Source organism: Neisseria brasiliensis (assembly GCF_009671065.1).
GTDB lineage: Bacteria > Pseudomonadota > Gammaproteobacteria > Burkholderiales > Neisseriaceae > Neisseria > Neisseria brasiliensis.
Window position 1 is genome coordinate 2,265,669 of record NZ_CP046027.1, and the last position, 21,123, is coordinate 2,286,791.

The window sequence follows — 21,123 nt, forward strand, 5'->3', positions numbered from 1 at the left end:
GCGGACATCAAACGCCGCTTTGGGGATAAGGCGATACAGAAAGGATGGCGAAAATGAGTTTCGGCAGACGCAATCAGGATTGGCAAGCCTACGGCCAACACCGCCGCCGCGTTTGGACATGGCAGGCGCGGAAGAAGCAGGAAACGGCGGAGGAATATCAGGCGCGGATGAAGCGGGAAACGGAAGAATTGATGAAAAAGGAGCAGGAAAAATGATGTGGATCGCTTTGGGATTGGCGGCATTGGTCTGCTTAGGCTTGCTGCTGGAATTTTTGGCGCGGCTGGTGGTGCTGCGGATGATCGGCGACGGTTACGACGACCATTAAAACGGCAAGCTGTTGATACGGCTATATATTTTTTGCCTTGTGAAAATTGTAAGGTGTTGATTTAAAAGGATTTTAAAAATGGATAAGGAAAAAGCCTTAAACAAAATCAAAAAGTGTTTGGCCTTGAGTAAGTCGGCCAACGAGCATGAAGCGGCGCAAGCATTGAAGCAGGCACAGGCGTTGATGAAGCAATACGGCATTAACGAGCAGGATATTGAACTGTCGGCCATACAGGAAACAGAGGGCTTGGCTTGTGCGCAGACGTTACCGCAATGGCAGGGTTATTTGGCCGGTGTGGTAGCGAGAAGTTTCGGGGTGTGCAGTTATGTTGACTACGCATTTAACCCCAAAAAAATGAAAGTGGAAGGCCGTCTGAAATTTTACGGTATGAATCCCCGCAACGAATTGGCGGAGTACGCTTATCAAGTATTGCTGCGCCAACTCAAAGCAGCCCGCGCCGACTACATCAAAACGCAGCTTGCACGAGTTCGTCTTGCCAAAAACAAAACCATGCGTGCCGACGAGTTTTGCTTAGGCTGGATTGCCGTTGTAAGTAAAAAGGTAGATGTTTTCGCCAATGGCGAACGAGAAACGGAGCTGCTGGAGCTCTGGAAAGAAAACAAAGGGCTGACAACAAGCAAATTGAAGTTGAGCAAAGGCAAATCCCTGCGCGACCGTGTAAACGGCTGGGAAAAAGGCCAAGAGGCTGCGCTCAACCATGCGATGAACAGCACAGAAAACCAAAAACTGGAGGATAAATCATGACCAACAAACAACTTATCGAATGGCTCGAAGACCGTGGCGAGTTGGTCGTCAGCAAGTCGGACGGCGGTAATTTTGTGGTGGTGGCGCGGCAAGGCGGCGTGATGAAAACGGCGGAAGCGGCTACTTTGGAAAGAGCGATTATGTTGTGGGAGGAAGCGTGATGAACATCGCAAAACCTGAAAAACAAGATTTGGCGGCCGCGTGGAATCTTATCCGTATGATCGATAACGTGAGCTATGAACTCAATCCGTTAAAGCCGGCTGGCGACGGCGATTACGAGTGGCTGGAAGATAAAGACAAGGCCGCCGTGCTGGATGCCGTGATTGAGGCCTACGACAACTGCAACTTGGGCTGGCTGATGACGGCACTTGAAACGCTGCTCTCTCCGATAAACGGCATTGTGAACCAAGAGGCATATACATTGGAATTCCATCCGCGGCTGAAGGCTTGCTTGGATGGGTTGCAAGAAGGGAAGGAATCATGATTTGCCGCTGCCCCAACTGCGGTGCGGTCAACAGCTTGGACAGTCTGGTCAACGACGCGTCAGCCGCCGAAATCATGAAAATGTTTTTAGGGCTGGATGCCGACATCAGCCAAGTACTTATCCGCTATATCGGGCTGTTCAGACCGGCAAAAAATCAGCTCTCTTGGGGACGTACAGAGAAACTGATGAAGGAGCTGCTGCTGCAAATCCAAACCGCCACCATCGAACGAGACGGCACGGCCTACGCCGCACCGCTGGAAGCATGGCTCTATGCCCTACACGAAGTGTTGGCCGCACGCGAAGCAGGCCGTCTGAAAACGCCGCTGAAGTCGCATGGTTATTTGTACGAGATTATCGCCGGATGGCAAGGACAAGGCGGCGCGGTATCGACAGCAGCCCAACACATTCACCGTGCGGCACCGCCTGCCAAAGCGAGCCAAACTTTAACCGCAGCCGCGTCGCTGCAAGGATTGAAAAAATGAATAAGGAGTTACCGACCCAACTGCACAACACGATGATAGACGGCCTGACCATGCTGCTGACCTTGCGCCTTGCCGGGTCGCCCGCCGCCGATACAGTGGCCGCCACGGCGCAAACATGGAGCCGTGTGTTGGCACATGGCCGCGAGTGGGACGATGTACGCGATGTTAAGCGGTTTCAGACGGCCTTTATGGTGTTGGCCAACGAAATGAACCGCTGGCCGAGCCCGAAAGATTTTTTGGACAATCTGCCGCCACCGCCGGAGTCGCTGAAACTGGAACACCGCTACCAGCGCACGGCGGCGCAGAAAGCCGAAGGCAAAGCGGCTTTAAAGCAGATTAAAAGCAGCATTAAAAGCATTTTAAACAGCAAATCTTTAACCAACCCGAAAGGAAATCAAAATGGCTAAAACCACCCGAATCAAACAGCCCGCCATCGAGGCGGCACAAGACAAAGCGGAAGTTACCGCGTTTATCCGCCGAATCGGCGATTTACAACGCGAAGTCAAACGGCTGGAAACCGAAGCCGGTGACAAGAAAGCCGCTATCGAAGAAGAGTACGCCGCATATGCTGCCCCGTTGTGCGCCGAAATCACCAGTCTGACCGAGCGTGTGGCCGCTTACTGTGAGGCGCATAAAGATGAGCTGACCGACAACGGCAAAACCAAAACTGTGGACTTCACCACCGGCCTGATTAAATGGCGCATCCGCCCGCCGTCGGTCAAGGTGACGGGTGTGGCCGCCGTATTGGCATGGCTCTCCGAAAAATCCGCCTTTGCCGAGTTTGTCCGAACCAAAAAGGAAATCGACAAAGATGCCATCCTGAATCAGAAAGAGCGTTTTTCAGATGGTCAGGTGCCGGGGATTAAGATTGTGAGCGGCGTGGAGGATTTTGTGATTGAACCGACGGAACAGGAGTTGGGCTGATGCCTGCCATTTTTGAAAAGGAAAAAAATCATGTGGTTTAAACAACTTACCCCATTCCGCCTGCCGGAACTGCCCGACGTGGAACGCTTGGAAACAGCGATTGCCGAAAACTGGTTTAGCTCGCCACTCGGCTCAGAATGGTTTAGCGAGGGTTTTTATGTGCCTGTGCCGTTTGGCAATCCTGTTGTTTTTAAAGCACAAAAAACCATGCTTATCAGCTTGCGGCGCGAAGAAAAAGTATTGCCGGGCGCGGTAATTAAAAACAATCTGGATAAGCAGATCGCCAAAATCCAAACCGCCGAAGGCCGCAATGTCGGCCGCAAAGAGAAACAGGAACTGCGCCAAGCGATTATCGATGACCTGCTGCCCAAAGCCCTGACCAAATCCAGCTGCACCAAAGGACTGATCGCTAAAGGCTGGCTGTGGACGGATACGGCCAGCCCCAAAAAAGCCGAAAACCTGCTCACCAAACTGCGCGAAGCCCTCGGCGGCCTGCCTGCTCAAAGGCCGGTTACCCGCCAATCGCCGTCATCGCTGATGACCGACTGGCTGCTGGCAGGCCAAGCGCAAGGCCGTTTTGAGTTGGACAGCGATGTAACCTTGGTCGGCGCGGGCGACGTTGCCCCCAAAGTCAAAATCAGCCGCAAAGACCTGACCGCCGACGATGTGGCGCAACACGCCAAAAACGGCATGACCGTAACCGAGCTGGGCTTGGTGTGGCACGAACGCGTGGCGTTTATCCTGACACGGGATCTTACGCTGAAACGCATCCAATGGCTGGACGTGGTGCAGGAAGAAGCTGAAGACCACGGCGATGATGCCGAAAGCCAAGCCTATGCCACGCAGCTGCTGATGTCTGCCGCGTTGAGTGAGCTGCTGGCTGAGCTGATGGAGCTGCTGGGAGGCTGGTAGGAATGATGGAGGGCTGGGACGTTTAAGGTAGGATTAAAGGCCGTCTGAAACAGATTTAACGCTGTTTCAGACGGCCTTTTTGCGTGTTTTTTTGGGGAAATACTTGACTTTTTCGTGCCCACGCAATATAATTCAATTCATCGGTGCAGTAAGGCCGATGCGGGAAAAGCCCCACCGAAGCGGGGCTCTACTGGGAGAAGAAAATGAAGCTCACCCTTCAAATTCTTATCTTGGTTATCCTGTTAACGGTAAGCGGTAACGCTTACTAGGGCTAACCAGCTAGGCGGCCGGCACGCCGCCTAGTCCCAATCTTAAAATAACCCGTGCAGAAAATCAAGGAGTATGCCTATGGCTGATGAAAAATGGGTGGAATATCGCAAGCGATATGAAGCAAAACGTGTCATCAAAAAGGTGTCTTTCAATACTGAAACCGAGAAAGAACTGCTGGAAGCAGCAAATAAATTAGATTTTTCTCAATGGGTTAAAGAAAAATTGAAAGATGAATTCAAAAACACTTGACTTTTGCGTGTCCACGCAATATCATTATCTCAACAGCAAAACACCGCTGTAATGAAATCCCCACCAAGCGGAAACTTGGTGGGGAGTATGAGAAAGCAATGCGGAAACATTCTTTCTCTGTCTTTTAAATGCACTCTAAAAGAAAGGTAATCATACCATGAACACACTTGTATCACAATTCAACCCTTCCCAAATTGCCATTATCGACCACAACGGCGGCAAATGGCTGACCGCCGAACAGCTCGGCTTGGCTTTGGGTTTCTCCGACAAACGCGCCCGCGACGGCGTAACCAATCTTTATAACCGTCATATCGATGAATTTACAGAGAAAGATAGCTGCACCATCAATTTGATGGTTCAGGGTCAAGGCCGTAAAACCCGCATTTTCTCCCATTCCGGCTGCAACCTGTTGAGCTTCTTTGCCAATACGCCCAACGCCAAAGCCTTCCGCGCTTGGGCAAAAGAAAAACTGGCCGAGCCGGCTGCCGATGCCTACACTCTTGAAAAGCTGAAAGCGGCTTATCTGGCCACCCGCCCCGATATGGCGCGTCTGCTGCGCTATGTGGATATGGGCTTGAATCAGGCGGAAGCCGCCAAACTGCTGGGGATTGCGCCGTCGAATGTGCGCCTGCGCCTGAAACAGTTGGCCGATTTGGGCTTGACCGACTACCGGCCCGACCCGAAATACCGCAACCGCCATGCGCTGGCATCGGCAAACGGTCAACAATCTTTAGGCTTGGAGGGCTAAGCGATGAATTATATGATGAGTGAAGATGGCTACGAAACGCTTTGCCGCGCCTATACCGCTTTAGATACACTGCATATGCTGATGTATGAAACCGAAAGCAGCAATGCCTGCTTTGATACGGAAAATATCGCCGCGCTGCTGTCGTTTCCCATTTCGGGCTTGAAAGAAGTTATGGATGATGTGCGGTTTGCACACAAGGCAGAATAGGATTGTTTAAAGGCCGTCTGAAACAGATTTAACGCTGTTTCAGACGGTCTTTTTGTTGGCAATGTGCAAATTTTACAATACTAAATATGGTATTTTTTTGTTGAAAAAAATTTATAAACACAAAATATTGTGTTTTATTCAGATGTTGGCAAACTAGACGAACCAGCCGAATTGGCCATATTTTTCGGATTGTATTAAAATTGTGATGTGATTAACGTTGTTATTAACAAACAACAGAAGGAGGACGTATGAAAAAAAATGCATTTACAAGGGGCTTTTTTGATGGATACGACGACAACTAATTCGATAACTCTGGCAGATTGGCTGCTGATTATACAAGCGGTAATTCTCTTCTTAGGATTGGGATTTACCGCTTTATCTATTCGTAACAACAAAAACGACAACCGCCGCATGGCTACTGTGGATTTAATCTTAAGGCAGCGATTTAATGAAGAATTGAATAAATCAGTAGAAACCGTCTATAACCTGATTCAAGGGGATTTTCCCAGTCTGCACCAATATCTCGACAAAAAGCAATATCCTGAAGAACGAAAAGCTATTCTTACCTTGTTGAATTATCGGGAATTTGTGGCAGTCGGCATCAATACCGGGGTGATTGATGAAAAGATATATAAACGCTCATTTTGCAACATCATTATCCGCGACTGGAAAATGCTCTGCCAAACCATAGAAGCCATCCGCAACAGCGAAAAAGGGCATGCTACCAATTTTCAGGATTTTGAAAAATTGGCCAAACGTTGGAAACGGAAAACTTTGAAAAAGATGTAAACATTTTGGGCGTTGGTATACTGCTGTACCAATGTTGGAAAGGCCGTCTGAAAACAGTATCAAAGCTGTTTCAGACGGCCTTTTTACATTCCAACCTTTCACAAAAAAACAGCCGCTTAAATCAATATATAGTATATTTTATGCATAAAATATCTTAAAATACACAATATATTGTGTTTTAGGATTTTTGAGATGAGTAACGTGACAAACCTGCGCCGCAGCTTGATTGCCAAAATCAAGATAGCGCAAAAGGAGCTGGGTTTGGATGACCCGGCTTATCGCTCGGTGCTGCTGCGTGTGACCGGCAAATCGTCGTGCACGCAATGCAGTATCCCTGAATTGGAGCGCGTGGTGGAAGATTTGCGCCAACACGGTTTTAAGCCGACCAAATCGGCAGGCCGCCGTCCGAACCGCCGTGACTCTGCCGACCCGATGATGCGCAAGATTGAAGCGTTGCTGCTGGATAACGGCTGGTCGTGGAATTATGCGCACGGTACGGCGAAGAAGATGTTTAAGGTTGACCGTGTGGAATGGCTTTCAGACGACAATATGCACAAGCTGGTGGCGGCGTTGCAGATTGCGGCCAACCGCAAGAAAAAGGCTGTTTAAGGGGGGCAATATGCAGGAAGTTGATTTGAGCCGTGTGCGCCATTTGCTGCCGGAGACGATGGTGCAGATTGTGGATACCATCGGCGTAAAGGCGGCATTGGATTTGGTTAAGGCCATTGGCGGTGCGCGCTTTAAGTTTGGTAAGGGCAAAAACGATACGCCGCGTTTGAATATGCTGTTTACGGCCATTGGTGAGGAAAAAACTTATGAGCTTTTACGCGTATTCGGTGGTGAGGAATTGTATGTGCCACGTTGTGAGGAAGCGTTGCGTGAGCTGCGTAATGAGCAATTTCGCAGTGAATTTTTTGATTTGACCGAGCGGCAAGGAGTGAGCCGCCTGATGGCCATGAGTGCGCTTTGCCCGCGCTATCAAATCAGCGACCGCACGGGTTATAACATTGTAGGCAGCCGTACACAGGCTGCCGACCAGCAGCATTTATTTTGACGTGTGACCAAGGACTTTGCCCCGCTCTGTGCGGGGCTTTTTTGCGTTTGTGAAACGGTGGCAGGGTTGAAAAGCATAGGATTAGCGGATTTGCGGCGGAAATTTACGATAAGGCTTTCTGAAGAATTGTTTAAACCGATTTTAAAGGGGCTTTATGAGCAAGATTATTTGTTTGACCGCAGGACACAGCGAGCGCGATCCCGGTGCGGTCAACGGCAGCGACCGTGAGGCGGATTTGGCGCAGGATATGCGCAATATCGTGGCATCGATTTTACGCAACGACTACGGCCTGACCGTGCGCACTGACGGCGAGGGTAAAGGCAATCTGCCTTTGGCCAAAGCGTTGCCGCTGATTCGCGGCTCGGCGGTGGCGGTTGAGTTTCATTGCAATGCGGCGGCGAATAAGGCCGCCACGGGCATTGAAGCCTTGGCCACAGCGAAAAACAAACGCTGGTGTCAGGTATTGAGCCAAGCAGTGGCTGAGGCGACCGGCTGGAAATTGCGTGGGGACAAGGGCTATAAGCCGGATAACGCCGGCCAGCACAGCCGCTTGGCCTACGCGCAACATGGCGGCATTGTGTTTGAGCCTTTCTTTATCAGCAATGACGCGGATTTGGCCTTGTTTAAGCAGCGTAAATGGCCGATTTGCCGTGCGATTGCCAATGCGATTGCGAAGGAGCTGGGCTGATGTTTGGCAAGATTAAAAAATATGCGCTGGCGGCGTTGGCATGGGCATTGGGCAACAAGCCGTCTGAAACCGATGTAAAAGCCTTGCCGGTATTGGATACGCCGCGTTTTCTGCGCCACACCGGCAAAGGCCGCAATAAGCAGCCGCACCGCTTTTCGGGTGTGGCAGCGGCCAAGCGTGCGGCGCGTAAGGCACGCAGAAAGGCTTAGGCATGGCTGTTTTGGACATTATCCGCAATCCTGCCACGGGCAAGGTATCGCACAGCAAATTGTGGGCAAACGTAGCCTGCGCGGCGGCGACTTATAAATTTGTCATTGCGCCGGATGCGCCGTCTGAAATCTGGGCGATTTATTTGGGCATTGTCGGCGGATACGCCGTTGCCCGCTCGTATGTGTCAGTCAAACGTCAGGAAGTCGAACATGCCGCAGACCAAGATGATTAAGTATGCGCTGGCGGCTTTGGCTGCTGCGGTGTTGCTGGGCGGTGTGTGGTATGGCGGTTTTCAGACGGCCTTTAAGCGTCAGCAGGTTGTGATTGAGCAAATCAAAGCCGAAGCGGACAAAGGCCGTCTGAAAGCCGAACAAGCCTATGCTGCCGAACTCGAAAAAGCCCTTGCCGAACAGAAAAAATGGCAGGATTTTGCCCAAGACCAAAGCGCGAAACTGGCACGCGCCAACCACGAACTCGACCGCCGCGCGGCGGCCATTGAGAAAGAAATCCATCATGTTATCGAAAAAGACAAAAGCGCAAACGGTGGCCATTGTGTTGACGGCCTTGGTGCTGACAGCCTGCGCCTCTACCGCCAAGCCCTCGGTTACGCCGATTAAGACGGTGGAAAAGCCGGTGATGCCGCCTGTGCCTGCTGCACTGCTGGACATGCCGCTGCGTCCTGAGCCGCCCGAATCGGGCGAGCCGCAAGAGCTGCTGCGCCATGCGGTGCGCTTTGGCAACTATGTGCAAAAGCTGGAGGTGCAAAATCAAAGCTGGCGGGATTGGGTGAGTGGTCAACTTAAAGTTGACAGCTCGGAGGTTACGCCATGACGACTTACCGAGAGTTAGTGCAGCGCGTGTTGGCCTGCCGCCATGCGGATACCGAATTGGGCTTGGGTCGCGCGCGTGAGCAGGAGGGATTTATCCTGAATGTGTCGCGGCTGCTAGATAAAGGCGGCTGGACATACCGCGTGCGCATGGACTCGGCGTTTAACGTGACGTTTGCGGTCGAGTGGGACGGCGGCGATTTTGAAACGCAAATCCGCGCGCTGTGGCAGACAGTGGCAGCAACCTACCCCGTGCATCGTTACGGCGACGTGATCGAAGTGGACAGCGTGCGACCCGACGGGTACGGCTGCCGTATTGTTTTTGGAGATGTGCCGCAATGATGGATTTTGAATTTGGTTTTAAAACCCTGTGGCCTATTGCAGTTGCTGCTTTTTGGTTTTGGGTCAACAACTTGTCAGGCCGTCTGAAAGAGACCGACAAACGGATGGACGATTTAACCGAAAAACTGCATGACGTGAAAATCGGCTATCAGACCAAGGCCGATGCAGTCGCCGACCGCAAGACGATGGTCGCCAGCCTGCACCGTATTGAAGAAAAAATCGACAAGTTAGCCGAAAGAAAGGCAGACAAATGAAAGACCCTATTTTAGAAGCCTTGGCGCGAATCGAAGTCAAGACCGACCAAACCCTGCAAAACCAAAATGAGATGAAGGCCGAAATTGCCCAAATCCGCCAAGACACCAAACGCACGGCGGCGGTGGTCGGCGGCGTATCCGGTGCGGTCGGCGGCGGCATTGTGTCGGTGGGCTGGCAGCTGATTAAAGCCAAGATGGGATTTTAATCATGGCGCACCCGCAAGAAAAACGCGAACGTCTGCGCCAGCTCTATGTTTCGGGCGCGCAAACGCTGGAAACGGCTGCCATTATGTGCGAGGTGCCACAGGCCACCGCTCGCTCGTGGAAACGTGCCGACAAGGAAAAAGGCAACGATTGGGACAAATTGCGCGCTGCCTACACGCTGGCCGGTGGCGGCATTGAAGACCTGAGCCGCGCGATGTTGGCCGGTTTTATGGTGCAATACAACAGCACCATGACGATGTTGCAGGATTCGAGTATCGAAGATTTAACCCCGTCCGACCGCGCCAAAATGCTGGCGAGTTTGGCTGATGCGTTTACGAAAACGGTTGCGGCCAATGCGCGTGTGATGCCGGAAACATCGAAGCTGGCAACGGCGTTGGAGCTGATTGAATTTCTGATGGTGTTTGTGCAGGAAAAACACCCCAAACATTTGGCTGCTTTTGTGGAAGTGTTGGAGCCGTTTGGGGTGGAAGTGGAACGGAAGTTTGGTTAAACGCCGATAGCTGATTTTAAAAATGCGATGAGCTGGGTAGCAGGAATGGCATTAATCGCATTTTCTGTAAGCGTGCTTAATGCGGTGTCTTTGATTTTACCCAATTCCGTTTTCAGACGGCCTTTTTCTTCATCGGGAATCTCTGCTTGGTCAATTTTTGCCGCAATCAAAGCTTGAATGGTGTCGCTGTGCAGTTTGACGGTCACAACACCAAGAATGGCGGATAGGCCGCCATCGTCGGCAAGGAAATCTATACCTTTGGCTGTGATTTTAACAGTAGCGGTTATTAAAGTCTTATCTTCACAAACAACCAAACCATGCTCAGCTAAGTATTGCAGATTTGCGGATTGTTTCAACACATACAAAACATCATCTTCTTATTCTATAACGCCATTAGTTTGGGCGATAGCGGTATTTATATAATAGTCATGAGTAGTACTGTCGGGATAAACCTTATAAAGCTCTGACAAAAATTCGTGTTGCATGTTTCTGTCTAACCAATCCATTTTGAGCACTCCGTAATGAAAAATAAAGAATTTCTCAAATCCCTTGCCGAACTTGCGGCCAGCCTGCGCCAAGTCATTGAGGCGGAAGTAGACGGCTTTGACGCTTCGCCCAAGGCCATCGCCGAACGGCGTGCCAAGGTATTTGATCCGGTGGGCGGCTATGAGTATTTCGTGAATACTTATTTCCCCCACTATGTACGCAGCGCGAGCAAATCACAGCTGCATGAATATCTGTTTAACATACTGCCGCAAGTCTTGCAATCGCCGCAAGGCCGCCATGAAGCCATTGCCGCGCCGCGTGGTGAAGCGAAATCCACGCTGGTGACGCAGCTTTTTACCCTGTATTGCATTATTACCGCGCAAAAGCATTACTGCGTGATTGTGATGGACAGCATCGACCAAGCCTATCCGATGCTCGAAGCGATTAAGGCCGAACTCGAATTTAACCCGCGTTTAAAAACCGACTTTGCCGAAGCCTGCGGTCAAGGCCGTGTGTGGCAGGCCGGTACGATTGTGACGGCCAACGACATTAAGGTGCAAGTAGCCGGTAGCGGCAAAAAGCTGCGTGGTTTGCGCCACGGCCCATACCGCCCCGATCTGACTGTGTTGGACGATATTGAAAACGATGAGCAAGTCCGCAATCCCGACCAGCGCGACAAACTCGACGCGTGGTTGAAGAAAACCGTGTTGCCGCTCGGCGGTGTCGGTCAGAAATACGATGTGGTGTATATCGGCACCATCCTTCATTACGACAGCGTACTCAATCGCACGCTGAATAATCCGTTTTGGCATAGTGTCAAATTCAAAGCCATGCTGCAATGGCCGCACAATATGGCGTTGTGGGACGAATGGGAAGCTATTCTGCGGAATAACGGTAAAGCCGGTGAAGCGATGGCCGATGCGTTTTATCAGGCGAATCAGGCGGAAATGGACGCAGGCGCGCAAACGTCATGGGCGGCGCGCGGTGTGCTGGCCTTGATGAACATCCGCGCCCGCGACGGCCATGCGACCTTTGACAGCGAGTATCAAAATGACCCGGTGAGCGGCGAAGCTGCGCCGTTTGCGTCTGCCTTGCAATACTGGACGGATTTGCCGCACGACCTGATTTACTTTGGTGCGCTTGACCCATCGCTGGGTAAAGCCGGTGCGAGCCGCGACCCGAGTGCCATTATTGTGGGCGGCTATCATCGCGCCACCGGCAAGCTGTATATCGTGGAGGCGCAGATTAAAAAACGTCTGCCTGATTTAATTATTGAAGACGTTATCCGCCTGCATAAACAGTACCGCTGCAAGCTGTGGTTTGTGGAGACGGTGCAGTTTCAGGAATTTTTGAAAGACGAGCTGGTCAAGCGCAGCGCGGCGCGTGGTGTACCGGTACCGGCGCGTGCGGTGAAGCCGATTACCGACAAGCTGTTGCGTATTGAGACTTTGCAGCCGCATATGGCCAATGGCCTGATTTTACTGCATTCAAGCCACTCGGCTTTGGAACAGCAATTCCGTCATTTTCCGATGGCCGACCACGACGACGGCCCAGATGCGGTGCAGATGTTGTGGGCAGGTGCAACGGCCAATTCCGCCCCGATTGAGTGGGAGAGCTTGGCTGATGACGATGTGGATTACGACGATATTAAAAGTAAGTGGGCGAGATAATGGCTAAACAAGACAAAAACAGAAAGATAAAGCCCGAAGTGGCTTTGCAAACCGATGTGGCGCAGATTACCGCCACCGGCCGCGTGATTGCGGATCATCCGTCCAACTTTATCACGCCCGCCAAAATGCGCGCGCTGTTTGAAGACGCGGAGAGCGGCGACATTACTGCCCAGCATGAACTGTTTGCAGATATTGAGGAGCGCGACAGCGACATCGGGGCAAACATGGGCACACGCAAACGTGCGTTGCTGACCTTGGATTGGCGTGTATCGCCGCCGCGCAATGCCACGCCGCAGGAAGAAAAGCTGGCCGAAGCCGCTTTTGAGATGATGGACGGCTTGGGCGGTTTTGATGATTTGCTGATTGACCTGATGGATGCCGTCGGGCACGGCTTTGCTGCGCTCGAAATCGAGTGGCGGCTTTCAGACGGCCTGTATTTGCCCCATCGTTTTACCCATCGTCCGCAAGGCTGGTTTAAATGGGATAAAAACGATGCGCTGCTGTTGAAAACACCCGACAACCCGATGGGCGTGGCATTGTGGCCGCTGGGCTGGGTGGTACACAGCCATAAATCACGCAGTGTGCAACAGGCGCGTAATGGTTTATTCCGCACGCTGGCATGGCTGTATATGTTTAAACATTATGCGGTGCATGACTTTGCCGAGTTTTTAGAGTTGTATGGCATGCCAATTCGCATTGGTAAATACGGCGCTGGGGCAACCAAAGAAGAGAAACGCACGCTGTTACGGGCAGTGGCGGAAATCGGCCACAACGCTGCCGGTATTATGCCGGAAGGCATGGAAATCGAGCTGCACACTGCGGCCAATGGCACGACAGCCACCAGTAATCCGTTTTTACAAATGGCCGACTGGTGCGAAAAATCGGCTGCACGTTTGATTTTAGGTCAGACCTTGACCAGTGGCGCGGACGGCAAATCCAGCACCCATGCGCTGGGTATGATCCACAATGAGGTGCGCCGTGATTTGCTGGTGTCGGACGCGAAACAAATCGCCCAAACCATTACACAGCAAATTATCCTGCCGTTTTTACAGGTTAATTTCGGCGACATCGGCCGCCCGCCTCGTTTTGAGTTTGATACGCGCGAAGCGGCGGATATTGCGGTGTTTGCCGAGGCATTGCCGAAATTGGTGGATGTGGGAGTACAAATCCCTGAAGGCTGGGTGCGCGATAAGCTGGTGATCCCGGAAGCGGCGGAAGGCGAAAAGGTATTGGCGCGTGCGGTGGCAGATAATCCGGTTAATCGTGCGGCGTTGGCGGCTTTGTCGGCGCGCATGCCGCAACAAGCGGCGGTATCGCATGAGCAGGCAGTCTTGGATGCTGCGGCCGATGAAGCGTTTGCACAGCCTGATTTTAATGCCCAACTCAATCCGATTGTGCGCCAAGCGGTAGCGGTTTTGGCGGCGTGCGAAAGCTATGAAGAAGCCGATGCCGCGCTGACTGCGCTGTATCCGAATCTCGACAACCGCGAGCTGGAAACCTATATGCGCAATGCGCTGTTTTTGAGCGATTTACTGGGACAGGCCGATGCCAAAAATTAACTTCGCTCTCGGTTCAGCCCCTGAAAAAGCCATTGAATGGCTGAAAACCAAGCAGGTCACGGCGGAAAATTACCGCAATCTGACCGATTCGGAAATTGCCAAGGTATACACCATTGCGCGTATGACCGACTTGGATATGCTCAACGACATCAAGCAGAGCATGGTTAAGGCAGCTTCAGACGGCCAATCATTTGCCGATTGGAACAAAGGCATTTTGCAGCATCTGCAAAACAAAGGCTGGCTGCACCCTAACGGCCACGATGGCAAAGTTATTATTGACCCGACCAGCGGCGAAGTATTTGGTGCGCCGCGCCGGTTGGAAAATATCTACCGCACCAATATGCAGACGGCTTACAATGCCGGCCAATATCAAGGCTATATGGCCAACATCGACAGCCGCCCGTATTGGATGTATGACGCAGTGGGCGACCACCGCACACGACCGGCACACGCGGCGATGGATGGCTTGGTTTATCGCTATGATGACCCGTTTTGGGCAACGTTTTATCCGCCCAACGGCTACCGCTGCCGCTGCTCGGTGATTGCGCTGAGTGAGCGCGATATGCAGCGTGAAGGCAAAGTGTTGAGCCAGTCGGGCGAACATAATTTGGTGGAGACCCATAAGGTCTACAACAAAAAAGGCGACAGCTACCCGACGATTGCCTATAAAGCACCCGACGGCAGCCTGTACACCACCGACCGTGGTTTTGGCTACAATGCCGGCCGCATGAATTACCGGCCGAATTTAGACCAATACGACCGCGCTTTGGCGCATGAGTTTGCAAAGGCGGAAATGGGCGGTGCGGAATTTAAGGCGGTGTTTAAACAGCTTTCGGAAGAGTTTTACGCAGTGAAAGGCCGTCTGAAAATTGACGGCAAGCCTGATAATGCCGAAAAAATCGACATCCGCAACAAGTTGTCTCGGCAAGTGAAATTTGCGGCAGGCGTGTTGAGTAAAGAAGTGCAACAACGTACGGGGTTGAAGCGGGCGACTGTTTGGTTATCGGACGATACACTGATTAAGCAGGTGGATAGCCGAGAGGGGCAAGGTTTTGCGGAGGATTATTACGCTTTTCTGCCTGAATTTTTGGCTAATCCAGACCATATTATCAGAGATGGCAGAGAGTTGATTTTTACAACTCAACGCAATCAGGAATATTTATGGGCGGTTTTGAAGTATATCGACGACGTGGAAGAAGTATATTTGCAGTCGTACCGAATCAGTAATGAGAAAGAAATCAGAAAACTAATGGAAAAGAAAGAAGTGTTGAAGTAAGACATCGGGCAAGGCTCGAAATCACTTGCACACGCTCTCGGTCACCCTTTCGGGTAGGCTGCGGTATCGAGATTATCACCGCTTTTCCGATGTCTTGAGATGATTATAGCATGATTGAAGTCCAAATCGACAACCTGTTTGTGGTGCAAAACCAGCTCGAACGTTTGGGCAGTGGCGTGGAAAACCGCTATCTGCTTATGCGCCGCTTATCGGAAACCATGCACAAAGGCGTGCGTGATAATTTCCGCGCGGGCGGCCGTCCGAAATGGTTGGGGCTGAAATACCGCAACGGCAAGCCGCTGAACGATACCGGTGCGCTGCGCAACAGCTTCAGTACCTTTTCCGACAACGATACCGCGCTGGTCGGCACCAATCTGGTTTATGCTGCGATTCACAATTTTGGCGGCATGGCGGGACGTGGCCGCAAGGTGCGCATTCCGCAGCGTGAATTTTTGGTTTTGAGCAACGACGACAAGCAGGCTTTAATGGATGATGTGCAGGATTATTTCGCCAATCTGATCGGCTGATTTTCAGACGGCCTGAAAAACGCGCTTTTTAGCGCGTTTTTTTATGACGGTAAGGCAAACCCCTATCAGAAGATTTAAATGCAATCCTAGGCGAATTTAAAAAGGCTCTGAAACGGATTTAATTCTATCGGCTGAATGTCGGCGGCAGGTTTGAAGCGTGTCCGCTCTTTATGGTGTGAAAAAAGCCGGAAAATGGCCACTATCGACAAGGAGTGGATATGCCTAAAGACAAACAACAACTGAGTCTCGCTGCGTGCAGCTTTGAAGTGCAGCCGAAAGACGGCCGCATTCAGCTGCTGCCCTATGGTGAGTTTCGCGCGGTGGACGGCCGCCCGAATGATGTGCCGGCTTGGTTTTTAACTGAGGAAAACGGCAATGATGTCGTGGCTTTGGCCAATGCTTCGCGTAATCAGTTGGTGGTCGATTATGAGCACCAGACGCTTTATAAGGAAAAAAACGGCCAGCCCGCACCTGCCGCCGGTTGGATGCGCTGGCTGAATTTTACGCCTAAAGGCTTGTTCGCCGATGTCGAGTGGACGGATAAAGCGGCGGCTGCGATTGCGGCCAAGGAATACCGCTATGTCTCGGCGGTGTTTTCTTACGACAATAAAGGCTACGTCCGCAAAATCTACCATGCCGCGCTGACCAATTATCCTGCGTTGGACGGCATGGACGAGGTGTTGGCGGCTGCGTCGGCACAGTTTATCAAACCTGAAACGGAGCAAACCCCGATGAAAGAGTTGTTGCAACAACTGCTCGGCCTGCCGCAGGCAGAGGAAGCCGAATTAACCGCAGCCCTGACTGCACTTTTGCAGGCCAAACCGAAAGACGTGGCTTTGTCTGCCGCTATCTTTAAAGATTTGGCCGATAAAGACGACAAAATCGCCGCGCTGTCTGCGCAAGGCGGCCAGCCTGATTTGACCCAATACGCGCCGGTGTCGGTGGTATCCGAGCTGCAAAAACAAGTTGCCGCGCTGACTGCCGAACGTGAAGCGGATAAAGGCCAAGAGCTGATTACCGCTGCTTTGAGTGCAGGTAAATTGCTGCCGGCACAAAAAGAATGGGCCGAAGGCGTATTGAAACAGCCAAACGGCTTGGCATTTTTAACCGGCTTTATTCACAACGCGCAACCGGTGGCTGCGCTGACCGGCACGCAAACCGATGGCAAAGTACCTGAAAAGGTGGTCGCGTTGACGGCGGAAGAAGAACATGCCGCCAAAATGCTCGGTATGAGCCATGCCGAATTTATGAAAATCAAAGAAAAGGAAGCTGAATAATGGATAAAGCAGCCATCTTAACGGCGATTACCGCCGCTTTCCGCAAAGAATTTCAAACCGGTATTGAATCGGTAAAACCGTCTTACCAAACCATCGCCATGACTGTGCCATCGACCACCGCAATCAATACTTACGGCTGGCTGGGCAAGTTCCCGAAAATGCGCGAATGGGTGGGTGAGCGCCAAATCGAAAAAATGGCAACTGAGGCCATGAGCATTGCCAATAAAAAATACGAAGCGACCGTTGGTGTGGAGCGCACCGATATCGAAGACGATCAGGTCGGCATGTATCGCCCGATGATGCAGGCGATGGGTGAATCAGCGGCAGCATTGCCCGATGATTTGGTGTGGGGTTTGTTGAAAAAAGGCAAAACCACCACTTGCTATGACGGCCAGTATTTCTTCGACACCGACCATCCGGTCAACAGCAAAACAGATGGCAAAGGCGACAACACGCCGACCGCCAATATCACCACCGGCACGGATGAAAATGCCTTGACCTGGTATGTGATTGACGACACCAAAACGCTCAAGCCATTGGTGTTTCAAAGCCGCACCGAGCCGGAATTTGAAACCAAGTTCGACCCAGCCAAATCGGACAAAGTGTTTATGGAAGACGTGTACCTCTATGGTTCGCGCCGCCGCTGCGCTGCCGGTTTCGGCCTGTGGCAACTGGCGCACATGGCCGAGAAAACGGCCTTGAACAAGGCAAACTTGGAAAAAATCATCGTGAAGATGCAGCGTTTGGAAGCCAACGGCGGCTACAAGCTCGATGTGAAGCCGGGCCTGCTGGTGGTTCCGCCGGAGCTGGAAGGCACGGCACGCGAACTGTTGGAAGCCGACAAAATCAACGGTACGACCAACACCTTCAAAGGCCGCCTGAAGCTGCACGTTTCGGTACACCTGTAACTTTCAACTGATTTCAGACGGCCTTTAATCAGGTTTTAAAGGCCGTCTGAAAAGGGAGTCTGCGATGACAAAAAACGTTAAAAAAGAAGTGAATGTTGCTGCAACGGCAGAAACCAAACCTGAAGACTTGGGCGTGGAAGCGGTTTTGCAGCAAAAGCTGGACGAAGCACAGGCCGAACTGGCTGCCGCGCGTGCCGAAATCGAAGACCTGACCGCCAAACTGGCCGAAGCCGAAGACGGCAAAGAAGCCTTGGCGCGTGAGTTGGCTGCACTGCGCGGCCAATCCGTAAAGGCCGATACGGCAACCGACAGCCGCGAAGCCCTGCGCGTGCGTGCGGCCAAAGGCAAAGAGCTGTGGCGCGGCGGTGTGCTGTTTACCGACCAATGGCAAGTGGTGAAACGTGCCGAAGTCGGTGAAACAGCGTGGCAGCGCATTGTTGACGAGCCTGCCTTGCAACGCGAAGAGGTCAATTAATGGCTTATGCGGGCATTGCCGATATGGTGGCGCGATTTGGTGATTTGGAAGTGATTCAGATGACCGACCGCAACCAAGACGGCTTGATTGATGATGATGTGGCGTTGGTGGCGTTGGATGACGCAACAGCGGAAATCGATGCCTATCTCGGCCGCTTCAAACGGCCATTTGCTGAAACGCCGCCCATATTGGTGCGACTGTGTTGCGACATTGCCCGCTATCGGCTGACCGCTGCCAATGGTGTCTTGATTACGGAAGAAATCCGCAATCGCTACAAAATCGATGTGCTGGATTTGTTGCGTGCTTTGGCCAAAGGCGAATTGCAGCTTGGCATCGATGATGATGGCGCGGAAATTGAAACAGATGCAGACGGTATTGTGTTTGTGAACGCGAAAAACAGGATTTTTACCCGTGATCACACAGATTGAGCAAGCGATAACCGACCGCCTGACACGCGGTTTGGGGCAAATGGTGCGCAGTGTAAAAAGCTACAACGGCGAGGCTGACGATTTGGCCGGCCAAATCAATACCCTGCCTGCGGTGTGGGTAACATTCGGCGGCTGCAAAACGGAAAAGGCCGACAGCGGTAATTTTCGTTATCGAAATATCGGCGAATTTGTGGTGATGTGCGCTACGCGCTCGCTGCGTAATGAGCAGGCCTTGCGCCAAGGCGGTATCGACCGCCGCGAAATTGGCAGCAACGATTTGATTACCGCCGTACGCCGTCTGCTCGACGGGCAGCGTGTGGCCGGTAATGATTCACGCGGTCTGATTCCCAAGGCGGTGCGCCCGATTGCCAATCATGTGTTGGTGAGCAATGCGGCCGTATCGATTTATGCGGTGGAATACCAATTGAATTGGGACAGCGTGGCCTTGGAAAACGGCCGTTTCCCCGAAGAGACACACGATCCTGCTGACCGCGATTATCTGTTTACCAAATACAAAGGCGAGCTTTCCGAGCCTTATGCGCCGTTTGAAATCATGGACGGCCTGATTATTGACCCGACCAGCGGTGCAAAACTGCCGCATCACTTTGATTTAAGGAAATCCGATGAACAAGATTAAAGTCAAAGCCGCCGACGGCTTGCGTGTGCCAATGGCGCACAACCCTTACGAATACATCGGCGATACGCCGGTGGAAGTGGACAATGCGCTCTACTACCGCCGCCTGATTGCCGAGGGTGATTTGATTCAGGTTTCAGACGGCCTTGCGGCCGACCTGAAAACCGCCAAGAAAAAAGGTGCTGAATAATGGCTGAAGAAATCTCTTTCGATACGATTCCGGGCGCAGTGCGCGTACCCGGCCAATACATCGAGTTCAACACCCGCACTGCCGTGCAGGGTTTGCCGCAGAATCCGCAAAAGCTGCTGATTATCGGCCCGATGTTGGCTGACGGCAAACAGCCTGAACGCACGCCGGTGCAACTGTATAGCGATGCACAGGCAGGCGAGCTGTTTGGCCAAGGCTCTTGGGCGCAAGCGATGGTCAAACAGGTATTCAGCAATAATGCCTATTTGGATGTGACCGTTATCGGTGTGCCTGACCATGAAGCCGGTGTGGCGGCGGTTGGCAGCGTGGCGGTATCGGGTGAGGCGACAACCGCCGGTGCGGTGGATTTGGTGATTGGCGGTGTGGAGTACAGTATTGCGGTTACCGCCGGTGCCACTGCTGAATCCGTAGCCGACAAGCTGCGCGCCAAACTTGCTGCTTCGCCTGCCTGCTTGGTAACGGGCAGCGGCTCGGGCGCAACGGTGAGCCTAACCGCCAAAAACAAAGGCGAAATCGGCAATGAAATTACCGTATCGGTACATTCCGGTGCGGCCGGTTTGAGCTTCAATGTAACGGCGTTGGCGAATGGCCAGAAAAATGCCGATATTAGCGAAGCCCTGACTGTGGTGGCCGGTAAACACTACCATGTGATTGTCTGCCCGTTTGTGGATGATGCCAATGCCAAGGCCTTGAGCACCCATTTGACCGATGTATCCAATGCCATTGAGCAGCGCGGCAGTATTGGTGTCTTTGGTTGGCGCGGCACGTTGGCCACCGGTATTGCCTTTGCCGCCAAACTCAATGACGGCCGTGTGACTTGCGCTTGGTACAAAGGCGCGATTGAAGGTAATGCGTTGATTGCGGCAGGCTATGCGGCGCAACTGGCCGCCGAGCAAGACCCGGCCAAACCACTCAATACGCTGGAAGTACACGACTTGACCGTGACACCGGATGCCGATTGGCCGCTGTTTACCGAGTGCAACAACGCCCTGTTCAACGGCATGACTCCGCTGACCGTGGTCAACAACAAGGTGCAGATTATGCGCGCGGTGTCGACCTACACCAAGTCGGCCGCCGATGTGGACGACCCGAGCCTGCTGGACATCACCACCATCCGCACGCTCGACTACACACGCAAAGCTGTGAAAGAGCGTATTGCGCTGCGTTTCCCACGCGCCAAACTGTCGGATACCTTGGTGCCTAAAGTGAAATCGGAAGTGCTGGACGTGTTGATTAAGCTGGAAGACGCAGAAATCATCGAAAACGCCGAAGCCAATAAAGGCAAATTGCAGATGGTGCGCGCCGAAAACGACCCGAACCGTCTGAATGCAGTGATTCCGGCTGATGTGGTCAACGGCTTGCACGTTTTCGCCGGTCGCATTGATTTGATTTTGTAAACCCTGTTCAGACGGCCTTTAAAGCCGCTTTAA

Annotated in this window: 35 protein-coding genes; 34 read left to right on the forward strand and 1 reads right to left on the reverse strand. The window is 52.2% G+C overall.

Annotation, left to right across the window (positions count from 1 at the left end):
• Positions 1-53 precede the first annotated feature (53 nt).
• The 23 genes from GJV52_RS13110 (at position 54) to GJV52_RS11385 (ending at position 10,245) form a co-directional block, all read left to right on the forward strand.
• Positions 54-215, forward strand: coding sequence for a hypothetical protein (locus GJV52_RS13110; protein WP_195690040.1), 162 nt, complete (start codon positions 54-56; stop codon positions 213-215).
• Between the two features lie 188 nt (positions 216-403).
• Positions 404-1,090 (forward strand): DUF2786 domain-containing protein, encoded by a 687-nt coding sequence (locus GJV52_RS11290; protein ID WP_095503824.1) that lies wholly within the window; start codon positions 404-406, stop codon positions 1,088-1,090.
• A complete protein-coding gene (locus tag GJV52_RS13115; protein ID WP_195690041.1) occupies positions 1,087-1,251 on the forward strand; it encodes a hypothetical protein in 165 nt (54 codons plus the stop codon). The genes GJV52_RS11290 and GJV52_RS13115 overlap by 4 nt, the downstream gene beginning before the upstream one ends.
• Entirely contained in the window at positions 1,251-1,574 is a 324-nt protein-coding gene (locus tag GJV52_RS11295; RefSeq protein ID WP_097784621.1) for a hypothetical protein, read from the forward strand. Before GJV52_RS13115 ends, GJV52_RS11295 begins: the two co-directional genes overlap by 1 nt.
• Entirely contained in the window at positions 1,571-2,056 is a 486-nt protein-coding gene (locus GJV52_RS11300) for a hypothetical protein (RefSeq protein ID WP_097784622.1), read from the forward strand. Before GJV52_RS11295 ends, GJV52_RS11300 begins: the two co-directional genes overlap by 4 nt.
• Complete coding sequence (locus GJV52_RS11305; protein WP_229436959.1) at positions 2,053-2,463, forward strand: hypothetical protein; 411 nt, start codon at positions 2,053-2,055, stop codon at positions 2,461-2,463. The genes GJV52_RS11300 and GJV52_RS11305 overlap by 4 nt, the downstream gene beginning before the upstream one ends.
• On the forward strand, positions 2,456-2,980 hold the full coding sequence (locus GJV52_RS11310) for a host-nuclease inhibitor Gam family protein (protein ID WP_097784623.1): 525 nt from the start codon (positions 2,456-2,458) through the stop codon (positions 2,978-2,980). The genes GJV52_RS11305 and GJV52_RS11310 overlap by 8 nt, the downstream gene beginning before the upstream one ends.
• A gap of 30 nt (positions 2,981-3,010) precedes the next feature.
• The gene (locus tag GJV52_RS11315; protein ID WP_100563304.1) at positions 3,011-3,892 is read left to right on the forward strand and encodes a recombination-associated protein RdgC; all 882 of its coding nucleotides are present in this window, start codon (positions 3,011-3,013) and stop codon (positions 3,890-3,892) included.
• A 348-nt stretch (positions 3,893-4,240) separates the two neighbouring features.
• Entirely contained in the window at positions 4,241-4,411 is a 171-nt protein-coding gene (locus GJV52_RS13120) for a hypothetical protein (RefSeq protein ID WP_195690042.1), read from the forward strand.
• Between the two features lie 157 nt (positions 4,412-4,568).
• A complete protein-coding gene (locus GJV52_RS11320) occupies positions 4,569-5,159 on the forward strand; it encodes a BRO family protein (RefSeq protein WP_095501884.1) in 591 nt (196 codons plus the stop codon).
• Positions 5,160-5,171: 12 nt separating this feature from the next.
• Positions 5,172-5,366 carry a hypothetical protein gene (locus GJV52_RS11325; RefSeq protein WP_154212904.1) on the forward strand — a complete coding sequence of 65 codons (195 nt, stop codon included), beginning with the start codon at positions 5,172-5,174 and terminating at the stop codon, positions 5,364-5,366.
• A gap of 258 nt (positions 5,367-5,624) precedes the next feature.
• Positions 5,625-6,155 (forward strand): DUF4760 domain-containing protein, encoded by a 531-nt coding sequence (locus GJV52_RS11330; RefSeq protein ID WP_095503820.1) that lies wholly within the window; start codon positions 5,625-5,627, stop codon positions 6,153-6,155.
• Between the two features lie 210 nt (positions 6,156-6,365).
• Positions 6,366-6,764: a gp16 family protein gene (locus GJV52_RS11335; RefSeq protein ID WP_097784615.1), complete on the forward strand. Its 399-nt coding sequence runs from the start codon at positions 6,366-6,368 to the stop codon at positions 6,762-6,764.
• Between the two features lie 10 nt (positions 6,765-6,774).
• Entirely contained in the window at positions 6,775-7,209 is a 435-nt protein-coding gene (locus GJV52_RS11340; protein WP_097784614.1) for a Mor transcription activator family protein, read from the forward strand.
• Positions 7,210-7,363: 154 nt separating this feature from the next.
• Entirely contained in the window at positions 7,364-7,897 is a 534-nt protein-coding gene (locus tag GJV52_RS11345) for an N-acetylmuramoyl-L-alanine amidase (protein WP_097784613.1), read from the forward strand.
• Positions 7,897-8,106, forward strand: a complete 210-nt coding sequence (locus GJV52_RS11350) for a hypothetical protein (RefSeq protein ID WP_097784612.1) — start codon at positions 7,897-7,899, stop codon at positions 8,104-8,106. Before GJV52_RS11345 ends, GJV52_RS11350 begins: the two co-directional genes overlap by 1 nt.
• Before the next feature lie 2 nt (positions 8,107-8,108).
• Positions 8,109-8,339, forward strand: coding sequence for a hypothetical protein (locus GJV52_RS11355; RefSeq protein WP_097784611.1), 231 nt, complete (start codon positions 8,109-8,111; stop codon positions 8,337-8,339).
• Positions 8,317-8,724 carry a hypothetical protein gene (locus GJV52_RS11360; protein WP_097784610.1) on the forward strand — a complete coding sequence of 136 codons (408 nt, stop codon included), beginning with the start codon at positions 8,317-8,319 and terminating at the stop codon, positions 8,722-8,724. The genes GJV52_RS11355 and GJV52_RS11360 overlap by 23 nt, the downstream gene beginning before the upstream one ends.
• Before the next feature lie 19 nt (positions 8,725-8,743).
• Positions 8,744-8,938, forward strand: coding sequence for a hypothetical protein (locus GJV52_RS13340; RefSeq protein ID WP_229439421.1), 195 nt, complete (start codon positions 8,744-8,746; stop codon positions 8,936-8,938).
• The gene (locus tag GJV52_RS11370; protein ID WP_095503828.1) at positions 8,935-9,276 is read left to right on the forward strand and encodes a hypothetical protein; all 342 of its coding nucleotides are present in this window, start codon (positions 8,935-8,937) and stop codon (positions 9,274-9,276) included. Before GJV52_RS13340 ends, GJV52_RS11370 begins: the two co-directional genes overlap by 4 nt.
• Complete coding sequence (locus GJV52_RS11375) at positions 9,276-9,530, forward strand: hypothetical protein (protein WP_095503830.1); 255 nt, start codon at positions 9,276-9,278, stop codon at positions 9,528-9,530. Before GJV52_RS11370 ends, GJV52_RS11375 begins: the two co-directional genes overlap by 1 nt.
• Positions 9,527-9,736 (forward strand): hypothetical protein, encoded by a 210-nt coding sequence (locus tag GJV52_RS11380; RefSeq protein WP_095503829.1) that lies wholly within the window; start codon positions 9,527-9,529, stop codon positions 9,734-9,736. Before GJV52_RS11375 ends, GJV52_RS11380 begins: the two co-directional genes overlap by 4 nt.
• A gap of 2 nt (positions 9,737-9,738) precedes the next feature.
• Positions 9,739-10,245 carry a DUF1804 family protein gene (locus GJV52_RS11385; protein ID WP_097784608.1) on the forward strand — a complete coding sequence of 169 codons (507 nt, stop codon included), beginning with the start codon at positions 9,739-9,741 and terminating at the stop codon, positions 10,243-10,245.
• On the opposite strand, the gene GJV52_RS11390 is transcribed toward GJV52_RS11385, so the two are convergent.
• On the reverse strand, positions 10,242-10,604 hold the full coding sequence (locus tag GJV52_RS11390; protein ID WP_229439423.1) for a hypothetical protein: 363 nt from the start codon (positions 10,602-10,604) through the stop codon (positions 10,242-10,244). The genes GJV52_RS11385 and GJV52_RS11390 overlap by 4 nt on opposite strands.
• A 162-nt stretch (positions 10,605-10,766) precedes the next feature.
• Here GJV52_RS11390 and terL point away from each other — a divergent pair, with 162 nt between their 5' ends.
• The 11 genes from terL to GJV52_RS11445 all read left to right on the forward strand — a co-directional run bounded on the left by terL (position 10,767) and on the right by GJV52_RS11445 (position 21,090).
• Positions 10,767-12,401, forward strand: coding sequence for a phage terminase large subunit (gene terL / locus GJV52_RS11395; RefSeq protein WP_097784607.1), 1,635 nt, complete (start codon positions 10,767-10,769; stop codon positions 12,399-12,401).
• Positions 12,401-13,960: a DUF935 domain-containing protein gene (locus GJV52_RS11400; protein WP_100563300.1), complete on the forward strand. Its 1,560-nt coding sequence runs from the start codon at positions 12,401-12,403 to the stop codon at positions 13,958-13,960. The genes terL and GJV52_RS11400 overlap by 1 nt, the downstream gene beginning before the upstream one ends.
• The gene (locus GJV52_RS11405; protein ID WP_097784605.1) at positions 13,947-15,236 is read left to right on the forward strand and encodes a phage minor head protein; all 1,290 of its coding nucleotides are present in this window, start codon (positions 13,947-13,949) and stop codon (positions 15,234-15,236) included. The genes GJV52_RS11400 and GJV52_RS11405 overlap by 14 nt, the downstream gene beginning before the upstream one ends.
• 110 nt (positions 15,237-15,346) lie before the next feature.
• The gene (locus GJV52_RS11410) at positions 15,347-15,763 is read left to right on the forward strand and encodes a phage virion morphogenesis protein (RefSeq protein ID WP_070749459.1); all 417 of its coding nucleotides are present in this window, start codon (positions 15,347-15,349) and stop codon (positions 15,761-15,763) included.
• A 218-nt stretch (positions 15,764-15,981) separates the two neighbouring features.
• The gene (locus tag GJV52_RS11415) at positions 15,982-17,040 is read left to right on the forward strand and encodes a phage protease (protein ID WP_100563298.1); all 1,059 of its coding nucleotides are present in this window, start codon (positions 15,982-15,984) and stop codon (positions 17,038-17,040) included.
• The gene (locus GJV52_RS11420; RefSeq protein ID WP_097784591.1) at positions 17,040-17,948 is read left to right on the forward strand and encodes a Mu-like prophage major head subunit gpT family protein; all 909 of its coding nucleotides are present in this window, start codon (positions 17,040-17,042) and stop codon (positions 17,946-17,948) included. The genes GJV52_RS11415 and GJV52_RS11420 overlap by 1 nt, the downstream gene beginning before the upstream one ends.
• Before the next feature lie 64 nt (positions 17,949-18,012).
• On the forward strand, positions 18,013-18,423 hold the full coding sequence (locus tag GJV52_RS11425; protein WP_095501704.1) for a hypothetical protein: 411 nt from the start codon (positions 18,013-18,015) through the stop codon (positions 18,421-18,423).
• Positions 18,423-18,851, forward strand: coding sequence for a gp436 family protein (locus GJV52_RS11430; RefSeq protein ID WP_097784592.1), 429 nt, complete (start codon positions 18,423-18,425; stop codon positions 18,849-18,851). The genes GJV52_RS11425 and GJV52_RS11430 overlap by 1 nt, the downstream gene beginning before the upstream one ends.
• Positions 18,835-19,488, forward strand: coding sequence for a phage protein Gp37 (locus GJV52_RS11435; RefSeq protein ID WP_097784593.1), 654 nt, complete (start codon positions 18,835-18,837; stop codon positions 19,486-19,488). Before GJV52_RS11430 ends, GJV52_RS11435 begins: the two co-directional genes overlap by 17 nt.
• Complete coding sequence (locus GJV52_RS11440) at positions 19,475-19,675, forward strand: DUF2635 domain-containing protein (protein ID WP_097784594.1); 201 nt, start codon at positions 19,475-19,477, stop codon at positions 19,673-19,675. The genes GJV52_RS11435 and GJV52_RS11440 overlap by 14 nt, the downstream gene beginning before the upstream one ends.
• Positions 19,675-21,090 carry a phage tail sheath subtilisin-like domain-containing protein gene (locus tag GJV52_RS11445; RefSeq protein ID WP_100563295.1) on the forward strand — a complete coding sequence of 472 codons (1,416 nt, stop codon included), beginning with the start codon at positions 19,675-19,677 and terminating at the stop codon, positions 21,088-21,090. Before GJV52_RS11440 ends, GJV52_RS11445 begins: the two co-directional genes overlap by 1 nt.
• Positions 21,091-21,123: the final 33 nt, after the last annotated feature.

Bases quoted from the DNA above. Each gene is read 5' to 3' on its own strand.
- GJV52_RS13110 (WP_195690040.1), top strand. From the start codon at position 54: ATGAGTTTCGGCAGACGCAATCAGGATTGGCAAGCCTACGGCCAACAC.
- GJV52_RS11290 (WP_095503824.1), top strand. From the start codon at position 404: ATGGATAAGGAAAAAGCCTTAAACAAAATCAAAAAGTGTTTGGCCTTG.
- GJV52_RS13115 (WP_195690041.1), top strand. From the start codon at position 1,087: ATGACCAACAAACAACTTATCGAATGGCTCGAAGACCGTGGCGAGTTG.
- GJV52_RS11295 (WP_097784621.1), top strand. From the start codon at position 1,251: ATGAACATCGCAAAACCTGAAAAACAAGATTTGGCGGCCGCGTGGAAT.
- GJV52_RS11300 (WP_097784622.1), top strand. From the start codon at position 1,571: ATGATTTGCCGCTGCCCCAACTGCGGTGCGGTCAACAGCTTGGACAGT.
- GJV52_RS11305 (WP_229436959.1), top strand. From the start codon at position 2,053: ATGAATAAGGAGTTACCGACCCAACTGCACAACACGATGATAGACGGC.
- GJV52_RS11310 (WP_097784623.1), top strand. From the start codon at position 2,456: ATGGCTAAAACCACCCGAATCAAACAGCCCGCCATCGAGGCGGCACAA.
- GJV52_RS11315 (WP_100563304.1), top strand. From the start codon at position 3,011: ATGTGGTTTAAACAACTTACCCCATTCCGCCTGCCGGAACTGCCCGAC.
- GJV52_RS13120 (WP_195690042.1), top strand. From the start codon at position 4,241: ATGGCTGATGAAAAATGGGTGGAATATCGCAAGCGATATGAAGCAAAA.
- GJV52_RS11320 (WP_095501884.1), top strand. From the start codon at position 4,569: ATGAACACACTTGTATCACAATTCAACCCTTCCCAAATTGCCATTATC.
- GJV52_RS11325 (WP_154212904.1), top strand. From the start codon at position 5,172: ATGATGAGTGAAGATGGCTACGAAACGCTTTGCCGCGCCTATACCGCT.
- GJV52_RS11330 (WP_095503820.1), top strand. From the start codon at position 5,625: ATGCATTTACAAGGGGCTTTTTTGATGGATACGACGACAACTAATTCG.
- GJV52_RS11340 (WP_097784614.1), top strand. From the start codon at position 6,775: ATGCAGGAAGTTGATTTGAGCCGTGTGCGCCATTTGCTGCCGGAGACG.
- GJV52_RS11345 (WP_097784613.1), top strand. From the start codon at position 7,364: ATGAGCAAGATTATTTGTTTGACCGCAGGACACAGCGAGCGCGATCCC.
- GJV52_RS11350 (WP_097784612.1), top strand. From the start codon at position 7,897: ATGTTTGGCAAGATTAAAAAATATGCGCTGGCGGCGTTGGCATGGGCA.
- GJV52_RS11355 (WP_097784611.1), top strand. From the start codon at position 8,109: ATGGCTGTTTTGGACATTATCCGCAATCCTGCCACGGGCAAGGTATCG.
- GJV52_RS11360 (WP_097784610.1), top strand. From the start codon at position 8,317: ATGCCGCAGACCAAGATGATTAAGTATGCGCTGGCGGCTTTGGCTGCT.
- GJV52_RS13340 (WP_229439421.1), top strand. From the start codon at position 8,744: ATGCCGCCTGTGCCTGCTGCACTGCTGGACATGCCGCTGCGTCCTGAG.
- GJV52_RS11370 (WP_095503828.1), top strand. From the start codon at position 8,935: ATGACGACTTACCGAGAGTTAGTGCAGCGCGTGTTGGCCTGCCGCCAT.
- GJV52_RS11375 (WP_095503830.1), top strand. From the start codon at position 9,276: ATGGATTTTGAATTTGGTTTTAAAACCCTGTGGCCTATTGCAGTTGCT.
- GJV52_RS11380 (WP_095503829.1), top strand. From the start codon at position 9,527: ATGAAAGACCCTATTTTAGAAGCCTTGGCGCGAATCGAAGTCAAGACC.
- GJV52_RS11385 (WP_097784608.1), top strand. From the start codon at position 9,739: ATGGCGCACCCGCAAGAAAAACGCGAACGTCTGCGCCAGCTCTATGTT.
- terL (WP_097784607.1), top strand. From the start codon at position 10,767: ATGAAAAATAAAGAATTTCTCAAATCCCTTGCCGAACTTGCGGCCAGC.
- GJV52_RS11400 (WP_100563300.1), top strand. From the start codon at position 12,401: ATGGCTAAACAAGACAAAAACAGAAAGATAAAGCCCGAAGTGGCTTTG.
- GJV52_RS11405 (WP_097784605.1), top strand. From the start codon at position 13,947: ATGCCAAAAATTAACTTCGCTCTCGGTTCAGCCCCTGAAAAAGCCATT.
- GJV52_RS11410 (WP_070749459.1), top strand. From the start codon at position 15,347: ATGATTGAAGTCCAAATCGACAACCTGTTTGTGGTGCAAAACCAGCTC.
- GJV52_RS11415 (WP_100563298.1), top strand. From the start codon at position 15,982: ATGCCTAAAGACAAACAACAACTGAGTCTCGCTGCGTGCAGCTTTGAA.
- GJV52_RS11420 (WP_097784591.1), top strand. From the start codon at position 17,040: ATGGATAAAGCAGCCATCTTAACGGCGATTACCGCCGCTTTCCGCAAA.
- GJV52_RS11425 (WP_095501704.1), top strand. From the start codon at position 18,013: ATGACAAAAAACGTTAAAAAAGAAGTGAATGTTGCTGCAACGGCAGAA.
- GJV52_RS11430 (WP_097784592.1), top strand. From the start codon at position 18,423: ATGGCTTATGCGGGCATTGCCGATATGGTGGCGCGATTTGGTGATTTG.
- GJV52_RS11440 (WP_097784594.1), top strand. From the start codon at position 19,475: ATGAACAAGATTAAAGTCAAAGCCGCCGACGGCTTGCGTGTGCCAATG.
- GJV52_RS11445 (WP_100563295.1), top strand. From the start codon at position 19,675: ATGGCTGAAGAAATCTCTTTCGATACGATTCCGGGCGCAGTGCGCGTA.